This is a genomic window from uncultured Veillonella sp. (genome assembly GCF_963522475.1).
Lineage (GTDB): Bacteria > Bacillota > Negativicutes > Veillonellales > Veillonellaceae > Veillonella.
Window position 1 is genome coordinate 101,546 of record NZ_CAUQYW010000001.1, and the last position, 18,063, is coordinate 119,608.

Genomic DNA, 18,063 nt, shown 5'->3' on the forward strand with positions numbered 1-18,063 from the left:
TTAAACCATAAATATTATAATGCCCGCTATCAATAATGTGACCTATCTATTAGTATACTTTCACAATTATTGTATATAATATATGCAGAAAAGCTATAAAATTCAAAATAAAATCAATATTTCTGTATAAATCTTTCACAAAAGTATTGTGTAATTCCCCAAAAGTTATAAAATAAAAGTAATGTTATATAGAATTGAGGAATACCATGAGACCTACCTATTTGACCATAAATACAAGTCTCGTTCGCGAGAACTTGCGCAAAATTAAAGATAGTTTACCGGAGTGGAGCACATCTACCGCTGTTATCAAGGCCAATGGCTATGGCCATGGCAGTATTATGATGGGCCGTATTGCCGTTGAAGAAGGTTATGAATCCTTAGCCGTTGCCATTCCTGAAGAGTCTGTTCCACTTCGCAATGCAGGGATTATGGTACCAATTTATCTACTAGGTCTCACACGCCCCCAATCATTTGAGCTTGTAGCAGACACTAACTCTATTCCTGCTGTATGTGAATCTACTGATTTAGAAGCACTCGACAAGGTAGCAGAAAATCACGATATGATTATCCGCGTTGCAGTCGCTGTTGATACAGGCATGCATCGTATTGGTATCAAGCCTGAAGATGCTGTTGAGTTTATCAAACGCGTTGAGTCTTTCGAAAATCTTGAGGTAGACGGCTTCTTTTCTCATATGAGTAATGCCGATGCAGCTGATCAAAGCCATGCTCATGGTCAGGCGCAAAAATTTCATAAAATGGTCGATGAAATTCGTTCATTTAGACCTGATGCGGATTATCGCTTTTCCCTTGCCAATAGTGCTGGCTTGTTATCCGTAAAAGATAGCTTGTTCACCGATGCACGTCCTGGCATCATTCAATACGGTATTATGCCCTCCCTTGATGTGCCAAACCGATTGGGTTTGAAACCAGTCCTCTCCTTCCATAGCGAAGTAGTTCATGTACAGCACTTGAAAGCGGGCGAAGGTATCGGTTATGGTTCTACCTATGTAACACCGGAACCAATGACAATCGCTACGATTCCTGTAGGCTATGCAGATGGATACCCTCGAAGCTTATCCAACCGTGGTACTGTCCTCATTCATGGTACACGTTGTCCTGTAGTGGGCCGCATTTGTATGGACCAATTCATGGTATCCGTTCCAGAGACAATCACTGTACAACCTGGTGACAAGGTTGTGCTCTTAGGTTCTCAAGGTCATGAAAGCATCTCTGCCTTAGAGATTGCCGCGCTTGCATCTACGATACCTTACGAAATCTTCTGTGGTTTCTCAGATCGCGTACCTAGACAATACATATAAAACACTGAATATAAATACTATATTTAAAAACTCCATATAAGCACAAGCGTAGATATATATTACAACATCTGCGCTTTTTTTAATTCTCAATACTTATGGACCTTATGTCATACATAGTTATATTAAATTATATAGAAAAAAGCCCGTAATACATGCAGCGGTCTACATGTATTACGGACTTTCCTGCTCTCCTATACCTAGCGTACTGTAAAGCAGTTACGTTCTTATTGTGAGAGAGAGTATTATATACCAAGTATATAATCTTATGATTGGGAGGGAACCACAATGCATAAGGGGCCCTCTGGACGACAGACGGCATAGGAGAGAGTCAATGTGTGTCTATCCAATCCAGAGGGCTGCGTGTGTGTAATTGTTTATTGTGTGTGTAAGTGTATTGTGTATGTGTGTATAGTTTTGTGTGTTTAGTGTTCGTGTATTAAAAGGGGTGCTTTACAGTAGGATAGGCTAAGGATTAGCTTATTTTACTGCCATACCTGTTTTAGCATCCAATACGATGGATACAGGTTTATTTTGTGCATCATGAAACTCTACAGTATATATAGGTTTACCATTTTGGTTTACTACAGACCAAGAGTTAATACCAGTTGCTACATTGCCAGTTTGTGTGAAGGCTGCATTGATTGCCACATGTGGAGGTAACACAGTCCCTGCATCAATAGCACTAGCTTCCATAGATGCATCATATGCTTTAGGAGTACCTTCAGTAACGTTACCAGTTGCCACATCTAGAGTCATGGAATGGGCACCACTAGTATTGAAACCGTCTACTTCATAAATAGCAGTTTTATCGGCAGTTTTGAAGGATACATTAGTAATCTTAGAGTCGCCATATTTATTTTCAAATTGATCGATTAAATAATTCGCACCAATTACGAAAATACTATTTTGGTCGATTACGCCTGCTTGCTTACTTGTTGTGCTAGGTTGTGATTTTCCACTTTTAGAGTTTTTTTTTCCTCTTTAGTAGTTTCTTTTTTATCTGCTTTTACTGCTTTAGTTTCTTTTACAGCTTTATCAGCTTTAACTGCTTTGTCCGCTTTTACTTTAGGCGCTTTGTGTGCTTGCGCTTTTTTAGTATTTTTTTCGGCTTTATTAGCTTCTACTTTTTTATCTGCTGTACGTACTACTTTAGCTTCAGTAGCAGCGTTTGCAACAGCTGCAGTTTCGATTGCAGGAGTTGCTGCTGCAGGATTAGCTGCTGCTGGGACTACAGTGTCTTGAGCAACTGGAGCTTTTACATCTTGAGTTGCTATTGGAACTGGTGTAGTACCTTTAGCTGCTGGAGTCACTTGAATTGTAGGAACTACTTGATGAGTAGCAGGTTGTACTACAGGAGCTGCAGTAGTTGCTACCTCTTGAGTCGCAGAAACTGGTGTTGCTGGTTCAGCTGCTGTTACTGCTACAGTAGCACCAAATACGCCAGCTACTGCTAAAGCAATACTGCTTTTCAAAATAGATTTTTTCATAATATCCTCCTTGATAATTCATACATATGCAAACTTCCGCATATATACTTCTAACCAACTCGGTGTCATCGTTATAGATCCAAAACATATATCTAGCATGGACTGTAGATATATAGTCTGGAAAAGTCCCGATATATTTGAGTTCTGTCTTTTGACTTGATACATATTATCGATAATCTATGAAATAAAAATGTAGAACTTAATGCTTTAGCTTATTTTGGCGTGAGGATAAAATGAATTTATATGTAATTTCAACGAAATTCTATAGTATTCAATTTACAATTAATTATTCTATGAACCAAATTTAAAAAGTTATTTTTCCCATATATAAAGGAACCGTAGCCTCTCATTCAAATTCTCACAATATAAATCTGCTTTTTCATGAGCAAACTTTCACAAAAAAACTCCTTAAAACTATCATTTACTAAAAAAAGATAATTTTAAGGAGTTTAATTCTTATATTCAAAATAATAAACGTTCAACTATTAATTTGTATTTACTAATCATGCTAATGTTTAGTCATCAAATTTAACAGATAATAAAGTACCATTCATTGCATCAATACGTACAGCGACTTCTTTATCACCTTCTGTACCAAAGCTAACTTTATATACTATTTTACCTTTATCATACTGTACAGACCACGCATTAAGGCTTGTCGCTTTACCTTGTGTTTGCGCATACGCAAAGTTAACTACCGCAGCTGGTGGTAAGATTTCACGCGGATCAAAGGATTTTTTCTTTAATGATTTATGGAAGTCACCTTCACGTTTCTCAAAGATTTGATTTGTTGCATAGATATAAGTGAGCTCATATTTGCCACTTTCATCAAAACCGTCTACATCATATCTAATTTGACCACCATCCGCATCAAAAGTAATTTCAGTAATAGCTGCATTCGGATGATTTTGAATAAATGCATTTAATAAACCATTAGCACCTACAATCGCTGCATGGTTTCCATCAACAACTGCAACAGTTGGCTCTACAGCTACTAATGGAGCTGCACTTACATTTGGCATACCAAAAACTGCTGCCAAGGCTAATACAAGGCTACCTTTTACAAATAAGGATTTCATAGGCTCCTCCATCTCTCAAACAGGACCATACAGTATATATACAATTATACACTAAATAGACACGGTTTATGAATCTTTATTTATAATATTAATGCATAGACAAGTACCCTATGATACAATGCACGTAGAACAAATTTTTTACCTACAAGTGAGACGATTATGATTTCAATATACCCTACTATATATCACACATTTCAATGCAAGGCGGATAGATGTGAAAATACATGTTGTCAACTTTGGACCATCGATATCGACGAAACCACTGCTAAACGCTATCATACCATGACGGGTTCTCTTGGTGAAAGCTTACGCCAAGCTATCACTGTCGATGATGAAGGTAGCCATTTTATATTTTCTAAAAAGCAGCCGATGTGTCCATTACTCAACGAACAAGGACTCTGTAAAGTCGTCCTCGAATTGGGTGAAGAAGGTCTTTGCGATACATGTCACATGCATCCGCGGTTTTATAAATATATTGAAGATCTCGAGCTATGTGGCGTTGGTTTATCCTGTGAAGCATCAGTAAAACTTCTCGCAGAAGATACGCAGTCTAATCAGGTCATATTTACCATTGAGGATGATGACGGTGAATTCAGTCCCAATGAACGGCTAGGCATTCATAATGTCTTTGAGCTATTAGCTTTCGATATAGATTCAGCACGGTTCCAATATACCCCAAACCCTGATGCACAGTATTATACAGAACTATTAGAACTATATGGCACAACAGAGCCGATTGATGAAGAATGGACTACACAAATCAATGTATTATCTCATGACATAGATAAACTCATTGCCTCTGTACAAACCTATATTTCTACTCACGATATGGGACTATTCAATAAAGTATTCCAATATATCTTATATCGTCAAATCGATATGCTAGCAGACTATTCTTTAGAAGCCATCTGCTCCTACGCAAAAGATGCTGTAGAGTATATATTGATGACAAGTGCCACAGACGGTTTAGTACTCAAACAAATAGCAAGATGGTCTCAGCAAATTGAATACGATGAGGATAATGTAGAATTGCTATTACAATACTATGACAAATAAATGTAATGCCATATAAATACTAAGACCTCCTAGCCTTAGCTAGGAGGTCTTTATTATAGTTATGCAAAGAGCATACGCATAATCCAATTATATAAAAGATTAATAATAAATAATATCACATAAACAATTCCTACCGTAAGTGGCTCTACTTTCATAATACGAGATAAAAGCATAACGGCCACATAAAGAACGGCACAAACATAAGCTAATGCTAGCGGAACTAATAAAATCATTAAAAATGGCGTAATATAAATAAAAATAATAGATACCAAAATTAATGCTAATCCAAGTGCTCCTGTATAGCCTTCCACATAAGCAGTTCCCATTAATACTTGCTTAAAATCAAACTCACGTTCTAAAAGAACACTGAGTAATTTCCACAGAATAAAGCTACCTATAAACCAATAAATTCCTAAGCCTATAATTTCTCGTAATATAGAGAATATGCCATATACCGCAGGTATAAAGCCAAATAAAAAACCTCCAAAAGTCATGGCCAATGGTAACAGTACAATGCCTAAAGCAAAGCCTAAAATATGGGTGGCACACCAACCTGCAAGACCAGCTTTTATACCCTTTTCCAAGGTACCAAACCAGAAAATTTCATCGATTCCCTTCTTCGGTGAACGCACCAGCAGGGATATTTCTTGTAAAAATGTCGTATCCATAACTAACTCCGCTCTCAACTATACTATGAGATTAATTATATCATATATTTTCAGTTTTAAATTATATATAATCAATTTTAATATAAATTAAAACAAAAAAATACCGCAAGACTATCATCTTGCGGTTATACTTGATTTTATGCCTTATATCATTTAACTAACATATGAACGAAGTGGATCCATTGAGGCAAGACAGATACAGATAATAAAGCTACAACAAACATGATAATATACGTTTTAATGATTCCGAGTCTAACATATCGCCGCATGAGCTGAGCCCCAATAAAGACAGCGTAATACTGACTAAACATGGTAACAAGATAGGCCATATTTCCTACATACTTTGGCATAGATAAGTAGAACAATATGAGTCCCACTATATGAATCAACATCAATACTACAGTACGAAGTGCATTTGTATAAGCTAAGCCATAAATATAGTTTCGCATCACTCCGGTATAGGTGCCTGTGCCACCCAACAATAAAAGTAATCGCCAGATAACAAAAGCGCCTAGGATAATCTGAAAAATTAAAAACGATCCATTCCCAAAGGCACTCACTATATCAAAATGTGTTAACCCAGTCATCCGCTTTATCCCTAATACAGGAGCTATTGCTTTCACTAGCAAAGGCAAAATATAGGTCATTACATATAATACAACTGTAGATGTTACGAGATTTAAAATAGCACGAGCATACGTTCCATTTCTAATAATATTTTGAAAGGATTGATCACTCAATTTCGTAAATAAATGTAATATATCCTTAAACCAAGTCATAATGCTCCTTATATGTTATCGAGTTAATGTATATAGTACTTCACACAACAAAGCCACTAGAATGGCAAGTAACATGATGCTGAGTCCTTCATAAGCACTACCATTAATACAAGCCCCCGCAATACGTCCCATAGTCTGTAATAACAATACAGTACCAAGAATGCATAATACAATCATACAAAAACCAATAATGGCTTGTAGCAGAATTGGTATGGTCGTAAGAATCAACATAATACCTGCAGTAAGGGTAATCATAGCTACAACTAATTGAGCAAAAGCCATCATATGTAAGACTCCAGTAATTACGCTACGAACGTAAAACTTACGTTTTTGTAATATTGCATAACCGATAACGATGCCAGACACGAGAGCCGCTTTTAAAATGATCCATGTAAAGCGACCTATATTCCAAAACTCACGAGGTTTACTTAATTGTTCAAAAAAGACTTGTATCTCATGTTGACCTACGGGAAGCGAAAACATTTGCCACTTCACTAATAATGATGAGTTGCGTAGCAAAGCTCGTATAGCATCTAAATATACACTTTCACCGACGATGGTAAATTGATAGCATATGAGTGTCAATACGAGCATCCAAGCAAGCTGTCCATAGGTAACATCATAGTGATACATTCGTGGATTTTTTTCTTCAATGGGGTTTAATAAGCGGTATACGAACTCTACTAAACCTGCCATCATACCTCTCACCACCTTTTATACAACAAGAATAAGCACCATTCATATTTGAATGATGCATCACACAACACAACGATTACGAATTTATAACAATAATTTTATTTTTAATTCATACTCTGTTCATTATTATAACACAAAAGCAAGGTATATACATACCTTGCTTTCAATTACATATGTATTTAAGTTGTCATGAATAACATAATACCTCCAGCACCAAAGATGAATCCAGCTGGCAATACAGTTACTCAAAAGCAAGTCTGCCACTAGTTGCTTATAGGTAACTTGCCCCTTAAACACCTTAAAAACACCATATAAAATACCAGAGGTTACAAGAATAAATACTGCAATTCCAAGTACATAGCCAATAATAGAAACTACCTCAAGTTCTACAGGACTGATAACCTCCCAAATAAGAGTTTTAAAAAATGGACTCTTTGGGAAAAGCAACATCAATATGGATAAACCCAAACCAGTTATAATTAGAGATCCAATAGCTAGTAATAACATATTTTTAATGGTGATTAAATGCATCCATTTTTCTATATAAGGACCAAACAAACCATTCATAATACTATACCTTATAAATCCTCACTCTTAAATAATTGATACCCCTCAAAGTAATAACTATGGTCAAGCCCTTTCATAAATAGTTGCCGATTATTGATATCGTCAGTAAGTGCCTCCCCTAATACAGCTTTAATTTCTAAATCATTTACAGGGCTGCGCTCCATAGCGGATAAATATTTTTCCTTATCAACTTGACTCCAATCAATAGTTTTTTGTAGTTCAACACAAAGCATATGATCAAGCCACAAACGCATACTACGTCCATTACCCTCTCTAAAAGGATGAGCCACATTCATTTCTACATACTTCTCTACAATTTCATCAAATGAATTTTGTGGCATGCATTCAATAGTTTTAACCGCTTCAGATAGATACATAACAGGAACAAAACGAAAGTTCCCTTTAGAAATATTTACAGTACGTAGCTCACCAGCAAAATCATATATATCTTGAAATAATACCTTATGGATGTCTTGTAATGTAGTCCAAGTACCACTAGACATGTTATTAAGTAGGTTCTGCTCAAATAATCTAGTCGCAGATTTTTTACTTATTCGTTCTTCTTCTCTAGCCAAAGTAGGAGAATCAGTAATGCCTAATTTATTAGTAATAACCATATTGGCCCTCCTTTTTATCTCGTAATATATATTATACTATATTCGTTAAACTTTAGTTGAAACTAACATAGCATACAAAATAAAAAGCAGCCCTTTTAGGGCTGCTTTTCGTTCATCTTATTTTAAAGATGCTGCAATTTTTGTAAGGTTTTCATCCATACGTTCTAAGTATGTCTTGTTATCTTCATTGCTTTCAATTGTGTAAATAGTTTCTACCTTAGCACCAACTTCACTTGCCAAAGTCTTGGATACTTCTGGGCTAGCCATTTCTTCCGCGAAGATAGTAGTGATATTGTTTTCTTTACAGTATTTAATAAGTTCTGCCAATTGCGCTGCATTTGGTTCGCCTTCAGCAAATACATCTTCTACACTGTTTTGTTCCAAACCAAAATCACGACATAAGTATGCAAATGCTGCATGGCCAGTAACAAAGTTTTTATGAGGAGCTTGTGCCAATTGACCTTCATATTTCTTAATCATTGCATCAAGTTTAGCTACATAATCATTGTAATTCTTTTCGTAGTAGTCCTTGTTAGCTGGATCAGCTTTAACTAAAGCATCTTTAATATTTTTCACTTCAATTTTTGCATTTTTCAAAGATAACCAAGCATGAGGATCTTCGGCACCATGCTCTTTGATTTCTTCAGGATCAGTATTTTTAATAGCTTCTATGCCATCTGTAGCAACAACAGTGATAAGTTTACTATTTTTAGCTGCATCAATCGCTTGTTGTGCCCAAGGTTCCATGCCAAAACCATTGTACACGAATACTTGAGCCGTTGCCAATTGTTTCATATTTTCAGGTTTCAACTCGAAATCATGTGGCTCTACGCCATCTGGAATAATAGTAGATACCTCTACCTTGTCACCGCCAATAGCCTTTGTAAATTCAGCCATTGCATTAAAGCTTGTTACCACTTGGATCTTCTTACCTGCTTGTTCCTTCGGTGCATCATTACCACAGCCTGCAAATAACGCAGCCATCATAATGCCTATCATTAACAAAACCAGTTTCTTGACCATCGTAGTCCTCCTTTGTGAAATCCTGAGCACTATGCATTCATAGAATACTAATCATTCTATAATTGCAGTTGCGACTCAGTTGCATTTATAATATAGTTATAGTATAAACTTACTCAAGATTTTGTCAATTAGAAAAGTGGTTTTTATATGTTATCTATTGAACATCTTTATTTTTCTTATCAAGGTCAGCCACCTTATGTGTTGAATGACCTAAACTTACATATTCACAGTGGTGATTATATATCCATCGTTGGGGACAATGGGTCTGGTAAAAGTACCCTTCTACGTCTCATCTTAGGATTCCTGACACCTGTAAAAGGTTCTATCAAGCGAGATACAAACAACATTCGCTACGTGTCTCAAAAGAATGATTTCTCTCATGCAGGATTTCCTATTACGGTAAAAGAAATTCTCGATTCTTACCGTAAATTACTAAAAATTAAAGACAAACATGAGGTCGATCGCGTATTAGAGCTTACCAATATGACAGAATTTAAAGATAGATTGATTGGTAAGCTTTCAGGGGGACAAGCACAGCGCGTATCTATCGCTCGTGCCCTAATTGGTAGTCCTGAGCTTATCATCCTTGACGAGCCATCTACAGGTATCGATAGAAAGAGTCAAGAAGGTATTTATGGCCTCCTTCGAGAGTTAAATCAAGTACACCATATTACAATTATATCTGTAGAGCATAACCTTGAAATGGCTCTATCTAACTCAACTAATATCTACCACATTGCAAATGGCCAAGGTCACCTTTGCTCCCCTGAGCAATATGCTAGCGAAATTATGCATAGTACAGGTCGTAATCCGATAGAACACGAAAACTGTGCTTGTTTTACAGACGTAAGGCCTTCGGCTCAGGCTCAGGCTCAGGCTCAGGCTCAGGCTCAGGTCGATGATACTACCACTAAGGAGGTGCGCCATGTTTAGTTATGATTTCATGCAAAATGCCTTCTTCGTAGCCATCTGCATCTCTCTATTATGTCCATGTATTGGTATCTTCATGGTACTTCGTCGTTCTAGTATGATTGGCGACACCATGAGCCATGCATCTCTAGCAGGTATTACATTAGGTTTATTAACAAATACAAACCCTATTCTAGGAGCATTTATCTTTACCGCTATCTGCGGTGCCCTCATCGAGTTCTTGAGGAAATACTTTTCCCACCATCTCGATTTAATTCTAACAATTATATTATCACTAAGTATTGGTACCGCTATTACCCTTATTAGTTCAGGCAAGTTAAAAGCTAACGCCAACGTGTTCTTTTTGGGCAGTATCTTAACTGTAAATGCAACAGATATGATTAGCATTGCAGTCTTAACAATATTATCTGTTCTAACCTTGTACTTCTTATACAACTCACTTCTCTATATTGCCTATGATGAAGAGGCCGCACGCGTAGCCGGCGTTAAGGTAGATCTAATCAACTATATCTTTGCCATCTTGATGGCTGCTGCCGTATCTATTTCTATTAAAATCGTAGGGGTCCTCGTATTGAGCGCTATGATCGCACTACCTGTAGCGTCGGCACTACAACTAGAAAAAGGCTTCAGAACAACCTTGCTCTGCTCTATTGGATTTAGTTTATTAGCCATGATAATCGGCCTATTCGGCTCCTACTATCTTAATGTAGCCCCAGGTGGTTTCGTCTCCCTTACATCCGTAGCAATTTTACTTGTAGTATTGATTATCAAGAATATTCGAACCATTCTACGCCGTATGCAATTTAGCAAATAAACAAAAACCAATAATTAATAGATTTAGGCAGATATGTATTAGCAAAAAAATTATACAAGTGTACAGTAGCTTAGTATTAAAACAGAATCGAAAGAGAGTTATGAATACAACAACTTGGCCTGAAGGCATAAAAAAGACAAAACAACGCGAAGCCATTTGGTCCGTATTAATGAACACAGATAAACCCATTACCGCCATCGAAATCGCAGAGAGGTTAGGTAATGGTAGCACTACATGGATGTCTACCATCTATCGTACTCTTGAACTGTTAGAAACAAAGGAAATCGTTACGCGTACAACACTGATGGGCAGCGATATGGCATATTATGAAATTACACCTCATACGCACCGACATTATGCAGTATGCACAAACTGTGGGGCCATGATTCCCCTCCATACTTGCCCTGTTGTAGAAATGCCTCAGGAACTTATTGAGGCAGGATTTACTGTAACGGAACACCATCTCGAAATTGCAGGCATCTGTAAAAAATGTAAGAATAAAAAAATATGAAGTAATATAATAAATTGCTATAAGCAAAAGGACGTAACTTGAAAGTTACGTCCTTTTTATCACTATATTTTATTAGTCTTATTTAACTTTCACCAATTACAGCATCAACGGCGCCACTACAAAGCCAAGCGCTACGGAGAGGGCAATGGCAAGTACGCCAGGTATGAAGAACGGATGGTTAAATACGAGTTTACCAATTCGTGTAGAGCCAGTGTCATCCATTTGTACAGCCCCCAAAAGTGTTGGGTATGTAGGCAATACGAAAAGAGCAGATACAGCTGCGAAGGATGCGATAATAATGTATACGGATCCTGGGTTCTCTGGAGTAATACCAAGAGCCAGAATAACAGCTGGTACCAATGCTTGTGTAGTTGCCGCTTGACTATACAATAATGTACTAGCAAAGAAGAATGCTACGGCTAATAAGAATGGATATGCTGTGACCATACTAGAAGCAAGAGCTTTGATTTCAGGAATATGTCCTTTTACAAATGTATCCCCCAACCATGCTACACCTAATACGCAGACACATGCGGATAAACCGGATTTGAATGTGCTAGTATTAACAAGTTGTGCTGTATCAATCTTACAGAAGTAAGTAATTGCTGCTGCAATAATCATCATAAAGCCGATAATAGCATCATTTCGACCAAAAATAACTGGCGCAATAAGACCAATATTTTTAGAAATTGCAGTCGCATAGAATACAATACAAATAATGCCAATCAAGAAAATCAATACAGAAGTTTTCGCACCTGGTTTTAAGTGGAAATCAGCACTTTTTTCACGAGGTGGTGCCACATGACCTGCAGCTAACCGTTCTTGATAAACCGGATCAGAAGACAAGTCATTATTTGCAAAGGTAGACATGATAAAGGCAGTAATCATAACCGCTACAAATGTTGTAGAAATACAAATAGCAAGCAATGTAGGGTAATTTACACCATAAGGCTCAAGAAAACCACTCATTGCAACAACTGCTGCAGATACGGGGCTAGCAGTAATACCAATTTGGCTCGCTATAACAGCGATGGATAATGGGACAGATGGCTTAATGTTTTCACTTTTTGCCACTTCTACGATTACAGGAATCATAGAGAATGCTGTATGACCAGTACCGGCTAATATAGTTAAGAAATATGTTACTGTTGGTGCTAAGTAGTTAATATGCTTAGGATTTTTACGCAAAATACCTTCTGCAATACGCACCAAATAATCGAGGCCGCCAGCGAGTTGTAAAGCACAAATAGCCGCAATAGCAGACATAATAATAAGTATTACATCCCAAGGAATTTGTCCTGGGAACATACCCATACCAAGGCTTAACAACACGACACCAAGGCCGCCAGCGTAACCGATGCCCATACCACCCAGTCGAACACCAAGGAAAATGGCACCAAATAAAATAATAACTTGCATAATTACATAAATGTCCATACGATGACCTCCTTTTATAACATATATAGTATCATAGATATGCTAAATTATCATCGAATTTTCACAATGTATAGTCTATATCCTATAGTCTAAAGACCTAATAAAAATCTCATGACCCCAAATATAAAAAGCTATATATGTCTATAACTCTATATCTCTATATCTTAGAGTCATGACATATATAGCTATTATTACCCTCAATTTTTTATAAAATGATTGGACGTAAATCCTCGAGAATTCCTTCCTCTTCTGTGGCACGTTGGATACTTTCACCTACAATGCGGACCATATCCTCTAACTGCTCTACTGTAGATGCTAATGGCGGCATAAGGATTACTACATCACCGATCGGACGGCAGATGAGCCCTTGTTCACGCGCAAGAACTGCCACCTTAGCCCCTACCGCATCATTTGGACGATACGCTTCATGAGTAGCCACATCTTTTTCAAGTTCAATCCCTACAATAAGGCCACGTTGACGGACCTCTTTAACATGTTTCAATTTTTCAATTGGCTTCAATGCATTGGTAAAAGCCTCGATTTTTTTAGGTAATCCTTCAATAACCTTTTCATCCCGGAATACCTTCAAAGAAGCTAATGCTACAGCACACGCCAATGCATTACCAGTATAGGAATGACCATGGTAGAATGTTTTCTTTTCTTCAAATGTACCAAGAAATGCATCAAAGACACGTTGTGTAGTCAATGTAGCCGCCAATGGCATATAGCCACCTGTAATACCTTTAGACAATGTCATGAAATCTGGTGCGACCCCTTCATGCTCACAAGCAAAGAATTTACCAGTACGACCAAAGCCTGTAGCGACTTCATCAACAATGAGGAATACATCATGTTTTGCAGTTAATTCACGAACACGTTTCAAGTATCCATGAGGCATTACTAGCATACCCGCTGCCGCTTGCACTAATGGTTCCATAACGAGAGCTGTGATTTCATCACCCTCTTCATTGAGGATACGTTCTAATTCAGCCAAAGACTCTTCAAAAGCTTTATCTCGATCTGCTACATCGCGATATACTCCGGGGCTTGGCAAGGTCAACGGTTTAAATAATAAATTATGGAATACTTGGTGGAACAATTGGATACCGCCTACAGATACAGTCCCTAATGTATCACCATGATAGCCTGCGTTGAGGGCAATGAACTTAGTTTTCTTTGTTTGTCCCACTAGTTGGCGGTATTGGTACGCCATCTTGATAGCCACCTCAATAGCTGTACTGCCATCATCGGATAAAAATACTTTATTTAAACCTTCTGGAGCGAGCTCTACCAATTCTTTACACAATTGAGCCGATGGTGGGCTTACAAGTCCCAGTAATGTACTATGAGCAATTTTATCCACTTGTTCTTTCAACGCTTGGTTTAATACAGGATGATTATGTCCATGAATGTTAACCCATAATGAGGATACGCCGTCATAATACTTTTTACCGTTCTCATCAATGAGGTATACACCCTCACCACGTTCGATTACTACTGGTTCTTGTGCTAACCAATCTTGCATTTGTGTAAATGGATGCCATACAAACTCATGGTCCCATTTTGCTGCTTGTGAAAGCTGTTTATCTGCCATTTTGTTACCTCATACTTACAAATTTTACAAACTATAATACTCTACTACTATAACAATCTATTGATATAAATGATTAGCCTAGATCAAATAACAATATCTAATTATTATATGCCTAGTACCGTATTCCATACCTTCTTAGAATCAATAAAGAATCGAACCCAATTAAGTTGAACCTTTTGAATATTTGGGCCTTGGTATGGAGGTACAACAGCCACTACAGGAATACCTGTGTATCGTTCCATATCCTCTACATTTGTTTTCAACAAGAATGGATCCACTGCAGTTGTATCGTTGACAATGATAGCTTTCACCTCAATACCATGCCTCTTCGCATATTCACAAGTTAAAATAGCACGGTTAATAGAGCCTAATCGTCCATCAGCTACAACGATGGCTGGCAATTTAATATCTTTCATCAAATCCGTAAAAGTTTTATCTCCTGAGAGAGGTGTTGTGATGCCACCAGCACCTTCTACAAATGTTAAATCATAGCGATTAACAACATCCAGTGTATGAGTTACCACATTATTATAATCAATCTCTATACCTGATAATTCTGCAGCCAAACGAGGAGAAAAATCACCTGCAATAGCATAAGGATTAACCTCATGGCGTCGAGATTCTGGAATTCCTGTAGCACGCATTAAATGAGTAGCATCCTTACTTTCAAGCTCTGCATTATAATTATCCTCATCCATCGTTACACATTCAGCAAAAGGCACTGCACTAGAGGACACTGGTTTAACCATCCCGACAGCGAATCCATCATCTACAGCCATGGCCCCTAATAGACCCGTTACAAATGTCTTGCCTACATCTGTATCTGTACCAATTATAGAAATACCTAACTGCTTCATTCTCGGCTCCTCTCAAGCGAATACTTAGCATCGCATAGGTTAACTAATTTATATGAATAGGTTTACAATCCAACTACAATATACAGCTAAAAGGAATATATAGTCAACCTATTATTACCATTCAAGTTTACATTGTTATAACTCTATGGGGCCCGGATACATCGCTACATTTTAATTAAAAAGCAGTGTTCCTAACCTCCGTGCTCCAAAGCGAGCTAAGTCGCGCTTCGCTTAGGAACACTGCTTTTTATAACATTATCACCGTACTAGTCCCATAGAGTTATACCCCGCCACTTTGAATACGATAATAATAGGTTGGCTATATGAAGAAAAAGAAAAGGGAATGGCTAAGCCATTCCCTTTCTTCCCCTCTTAGTACTGCGAAATTACGCTAACTCGTTAATGGCATTCAGATTTGATGGGACTAATTCATAGGTATAGCAGGAAAAAGGGCGATAACTTTTTCCTCTTACTTATTTGATACAGTGAATTTCGTTTTATTGATTTATGAATAGACTCGATGGGACTAGTTCATAAATACAGTTATAAAAAGAGTGATGACTAACCGATTAGCGACTTAGCTCGCTTTGGAGCGTAGAGGTTAGTCATCACTCTTTTTTACCTAAATGTAGTTATGTAGAGGGGCCCCATCGAGGCCACCACTAAATCTCAATATAACGGAATTCGCCTGTATCAGGATCCATCATGCCACCATAGAATCCCATTCCTTTTGGGAATAGAGGATGATGACGTAAAAAGTTAACCGTATAAATTACATTGTCTTCAGAGATATGGAAACGATCCATCCAATCAATAAGGCCTGGCTCAATCATACGAACCGCATCTTCGCTAATACCTTTTTCTTTCATAGATTCCATGAATGTTGTAGCAGAAAAGTCAATCATACCACAGTTTTCATGGCCAATGACTAATACGTCTTCAATACCCATACCATAAGTAGCAACAAGCAAGCTTTGTACGATGTTATCGATAGGTTGTGTTACACTATTACCCGCTGTTTTTATGACAATAATTTCACCTCGGTTAAAACCTAATGCATCTTCTAACATACATACTAAACGCGTATCCATACATGTTACGATACCTAGTTTTTTTGTAGGGTGGCTTGTTAATCCAGCCTTTGGTAATTCAGGATGATTTTTCACATATTCTTTATTAGTTTCAATTATTTTTTTAATATCAATCATGGGGTACCTCATTTACTTTTCTATCTACAAAATAGATTCTATTCATTATATACAATATATTCACTGCAAAACAAGTGATTTTTATCACTCATTAATATTAATTATAATCTTTTCTTTCATCAAGACCCTATAAATTTCATATTAACTCTATATTTATAATTAATATTCATTTACTCTATTAAAAATTATTAAATATTTACAAAGATGAATATATTGTATATTTGTCTTATATTACTAGTAGATTTTAATTCCCCTAATGTGGTACTATTAAAACCATAGAAAAGAAACGCCACATGATACCACATATGACGTGAACTGTATGTACAGTAAGGAGGTTTTTATAATGGGTATCAATCAAAAAACACTGCCAGGCATTTTGCTCTGTGCGGTCCTCGCTATTCCTTGTTGGCTATTAGGCCTTGAATTTCATCTAATCGGTAGTCCAATCTTTGCTATTATCTTAGGTATAATTATTGGCTCTGTATTCACATCTTGGAAGCGCGAAAAAACTGGCGCCGGCATTGGATTTACATCCAAGAAGATTTTACAATGGGCTGTTATTTTATTGGGCTTTGGCTTAAATATTACGCAAATTTTACATGTAGGTTGGATTTCATTACCTGTCATTATTTCAACCATCGCTACATCTTTAATCGTGTCCTATATTATTTATCGCCTTACTCATATGGACTCTAATACAGCCGTACTTATTGGCGTAGGCTCCTCCATCTGTGGTGGTTCTGCCATCGCTGCAGCTGCACCAGTTATCAAAGCTGAGGATCAAGATATTGCACAAGCTATCTCTGTTGTATTCTTCTTCAACGTCGTAGCTGCCTTTGTATTCCCTCCATTTGGCGACGCTATTGGCCTTTCCAATATGGGCTTTGGTCTATTTGCCGGTACTGCAGTAAATGACACATCCTCTGTAACAGCTACTGCTGCTGTATGGGATAGCATGAAAGGCACTGGTACACAAGTTCTAGAATATGCAACAATCGTTAAATTAACACGTACTCTTGCTATTATTCCTATCTGTTTAGGTTTAGCTAGTTACCAAGTATATAAAGCAAAACAAAATGCTGCTCAAACTGATGGTGGTAGTGTTAGCATCGCTAAAATTTTCCCTAAGTTTGTTTTATACTTTGTAATTTGTTCTTTAATTACTACTGCATTATCCTATGCAAATATAGATATTCAATTCTTAAGCGTGTTCAAAACGATTTCCAAATACTTTATCACCATGGCTATGGTTGCTATCGGTCTTAACACAAACATCGTAAAATTGATTAAATCTGGTGGCTCTGCTCTTGCATTAGGTGCTTGTTGTTGGATTGCTATCACTGCAGTCAGCCTTGTGACACAACATATGATTGGTTTATGGTAAGAAATATACACACCTATTTTATTATGATATAATTGTA

At 37.2% G+C, this 18,063-nt stretch carries 19 protein-coding genes; 6 read left to right on the forward strand and 13 right to left on the reverse strand.

Going from position 1 to position 18,063, the window contains the following annotated elements; genetic code table 11:
* The first annotated feature begins 206 nt into the window (after positions 1-206).
* Entirely contained in the window at positions 207-1,319 is a 1,113-nt protein-coding gene (alr, locus tag RWP19_RS00480) for an alanine racemase (RefSeq protein WP_314356019.1), read from the forward strand.
* A 477-nt stretch (positions 1,320-1,796) separates the two neighbouring features.
* Here alr and RWP19_RS00485 read toward each other — a convergent pair whose 3' ends face one another.
* The 3 genes from RWP19_RS00485 to RWP19_RS00495 form a co-directional block, all read right to left on the reverse strand.
* Positions 1,797-2,075, reverse strand: coding sequence for a PepSY domain-containing protein (locus RWP19_RS00485; RefSeq protein ID WP_295990745.1), 279 nt, complete (start codon positions 2,073-2,075; stop codon positions 1,797-1,799).
* A gap of 158 nt (positions 2,076-2,233) precedes the next feature.
* Positions 2,234-2,806, reverse strand: a complete 573-nt coding sequence (locus tag RWP19_RS00490; RefSeq protein ID WP_314356020.1) for a ribonuclease E — start codon at positions 2,804-2,806, stop codon at positions 2,234-2,236.
* A 515-nt stretch (positions 2,807-3,321) separates the two neighbouring features.
* Complete coding sequence (locus tag RWP19_RS00495) at positions 3,322-3,885, reverse strand: peptidase (protein ID WP_314356022.1); 564 nt, start codon at positions 3,883-3,885, stop codon at positions 3,322-3,324.
* A gap of 159 nt (positions 3,886-4,044) precedes the next feature.
* Between RWP19_RS00495 and fliB the strand changes: the two genes are divergently transcribed.
* Positions 4,045-4,941, forward strand: coding sequence for a flagellin lysine-N-methylase (gene fliB, locus RWP19_RS00500; protein ID WP_314356023.1), 897 nt, complete (start codon positions 4,045-4,047; stop codon positions 4,939-4,941).
* 59 nt (positions 4,942-5,000) lie between these two features.
* Here the strand turns inward: fliB and RWP19_RS00505 are convergent, their stop codons facing one another.
* The 6 genes from RWP19_RS00505 to RWP19_RS00530 all read right to left on the reverse strand — a co-directional run bounded on the left by RWP19_RS00505 (position 5,001) and on the right by RWP19_RS00530 (position 9,291).
* Positions 5,001-5,609, reverse strand: coding sequence for a hypothetical protein (locus tag RWP19_RS00505; protein ID WP_314356025.1), 609 nt, complete (start codon positions 5,607-5,609; stop codon positions 5,001-5,003).
* A 149-nt stretch (positions 5,610-5,758) separates the two neighbouring features.
* Positions 5,759-6,388, reverse strand: coding sequence for a hypothetical protein (locus RWP19_RS00510; protein WP_314356027.1), 630 nt, complete (start codon positions 6,386-6,388; stop codon positions 5,759-5,761).
* Positions 6,389-6,403: 15 nt separating this feature from the next.
* Entirely contained in the window at positions 6,404-7,087 is a 684-nt protein-coding gene (locus RWP19_RS00515) for a hypothetical protein (RefSeq protein ID WP_314356029.1), read from the reverse strand.
* A 123-nt stretch (positions 7,088-7,210) separates the two neighbouring features.
* Positions 7,211-7,651 carry a hypothetical protein gene (locus tag RWP19_RS00520; RefSeq protein WP_314356030.1) on the reverse strand — a complete coding sequence of 147 codons (441 nt, stop codon included), beginning with the start codon at positions 7,649-7,651 and terminating at the stop codon, positions 7,211-7,213.
* Positions 7,652-7,662: 11 nt separating this feature from the next.
* On the reverse strand, positions 7,663-8,268 hold the full coding sequence (gene fic / locus RWP19_RS00525; protein WP_314356031.1) for a protein adenylyltransferase Fic: 606 nt from the start codon (positions 8,266-8,268) through the stop codon (positions 7,663-7,665).
* 117 nt (positions 8,269-8,385) lie between these two features.
* Positions 8,386-9,291, reverse strand: coding sequence for a metal ABC transporter substrate-binding protein (locus RWP19_RS00530; RefSeq protein ID WP_295208774.1), 906 nt, complete (start codon positions 9,289-9,291; stop codon positions 8,386-8,388).
* A 147-nt stretch (positions 9,292-9,438) separates the two neighbouring features.
* Here RWP19_RS00530 and RWP19_RS00535 point away from each other — a divergent pair, with 147 nt between their 5' ends.
* From RWP19_RS00535 to RWP19_RS00545, 3 genes are all read left to right on the forward strand, one after another.
* On the forward strand, positions 9,439-10,224 hold the full coding sequence (locus tag RWP19_RS00535) for a metal ABC transporter ATP-binding protein (RefSeq protein WP_314356032.1): 786 nt from the start codon (positions 9,439-9,441) through the stop codon (positions 10,222-10,224).
* Entirely contained in the window at positions 10,217-11,035 is an 819-nt protein-coding gene (locus tag RWP19_RS00540; protein WP_314356034.1) for a metal ABC transporter permease, read from the forward strand. The genes RWP19_RS00535 and RWP19_RS00540 overlap by 8 nt, the downstream gene beginning before the upstream one ends.
* Positions 11,036-11,135: 100 nt before the next feature.
* Positions 11,136-11,546: a Fur family transcriptional regulator gene (locus RWP19_RS00545; RefSeq protein ID WP_295208768.1), complete on the forward strand. Its 411-nt coding sequence runs from the start codon at positions 11,136-11,138 to the stop codon at positions 11,544-11,546.
* 96 nt (positions 11,547-11,642) lie between these two features.
* On the opposite strand, the gene RWP19_RS00550 is transcribed toward RWP19_RS00545, so the two are convergent.
* The 4 genes from RWP19_RS00550 to RWP19_RS00565 all read right to left on the reverse strand — a co-directional run bounded on the left by RWP19_RS00550 (position 11,643) and on the right by RWP19_RS00565 (position 16,642).
* Positions 11,643-12,983 (reverse strand): anaerobic C4-dicarboxylate transporter, encoded by a 1,341-nt coding sequence (locus RWP19_RS00550; protein ID WP_314356036.1) that lies wholly within the window; start codon positions 12,981-12,983, stop codon positions 11,643-11,645.
* A gap of 205 nt (positions 12,984-13,188) precedes the next feature.
* Positions 13,189-14,577, reverse strand: a complete 1,389-nt coding sequence (gene bioA / locus RWP19_RS00555; protein ID WP_314356037.1) for an adenosylmethionine--8-amino-7-oxononanoate transaminase — start codon at positions 14,575-14,577, stop codon at positions 13,189-13,191.
* Between the two features lie 104 nt (positions 14,578-14,681).
* Positions 14,682-15,434, reverse strand: a complete 753-nt coding sequence (gene bioD / locus RWP19_RS00560) for a dethiobiotin synthase (RefSeq protein ID WP_314356039.1) — start codon at positions 15,432-15,434, stop codon at positions 14,682-14,684.
* 662 nt (positions 15,435-16,096) lie between these two features.
* On the reverse strand, positions 16,097-16,642 hold the full coding sequence (locus RWP19_RS00565) for a carbonic anhydrase (RefSeq protein ID WP_295208756.1): 546 nt from the start codon (positions 16,640-16,642) through the stop codon (positions 16,097-16,099).
* Between the two features lie 343 nt (positions 16,643-16,985).
* Between RWP19_RS00565 and RWP19_RS00570 the strand changes: the two genes are divergently transcribed.
* The gene (locus RWP19_RS00570) at positions 16,986-18,026 is read left to right on the forward strand and encodes a YeiH family protein (RefSeq protein WP_314356040.1); all 1,041 of its coding nucleotides are present in this window, start codon (positions 16,986-16,988) and stop codon (positions 18,024-18,026) included.
* Positions 18,027-18,063 lie beyond the last annotated feature (37 nt).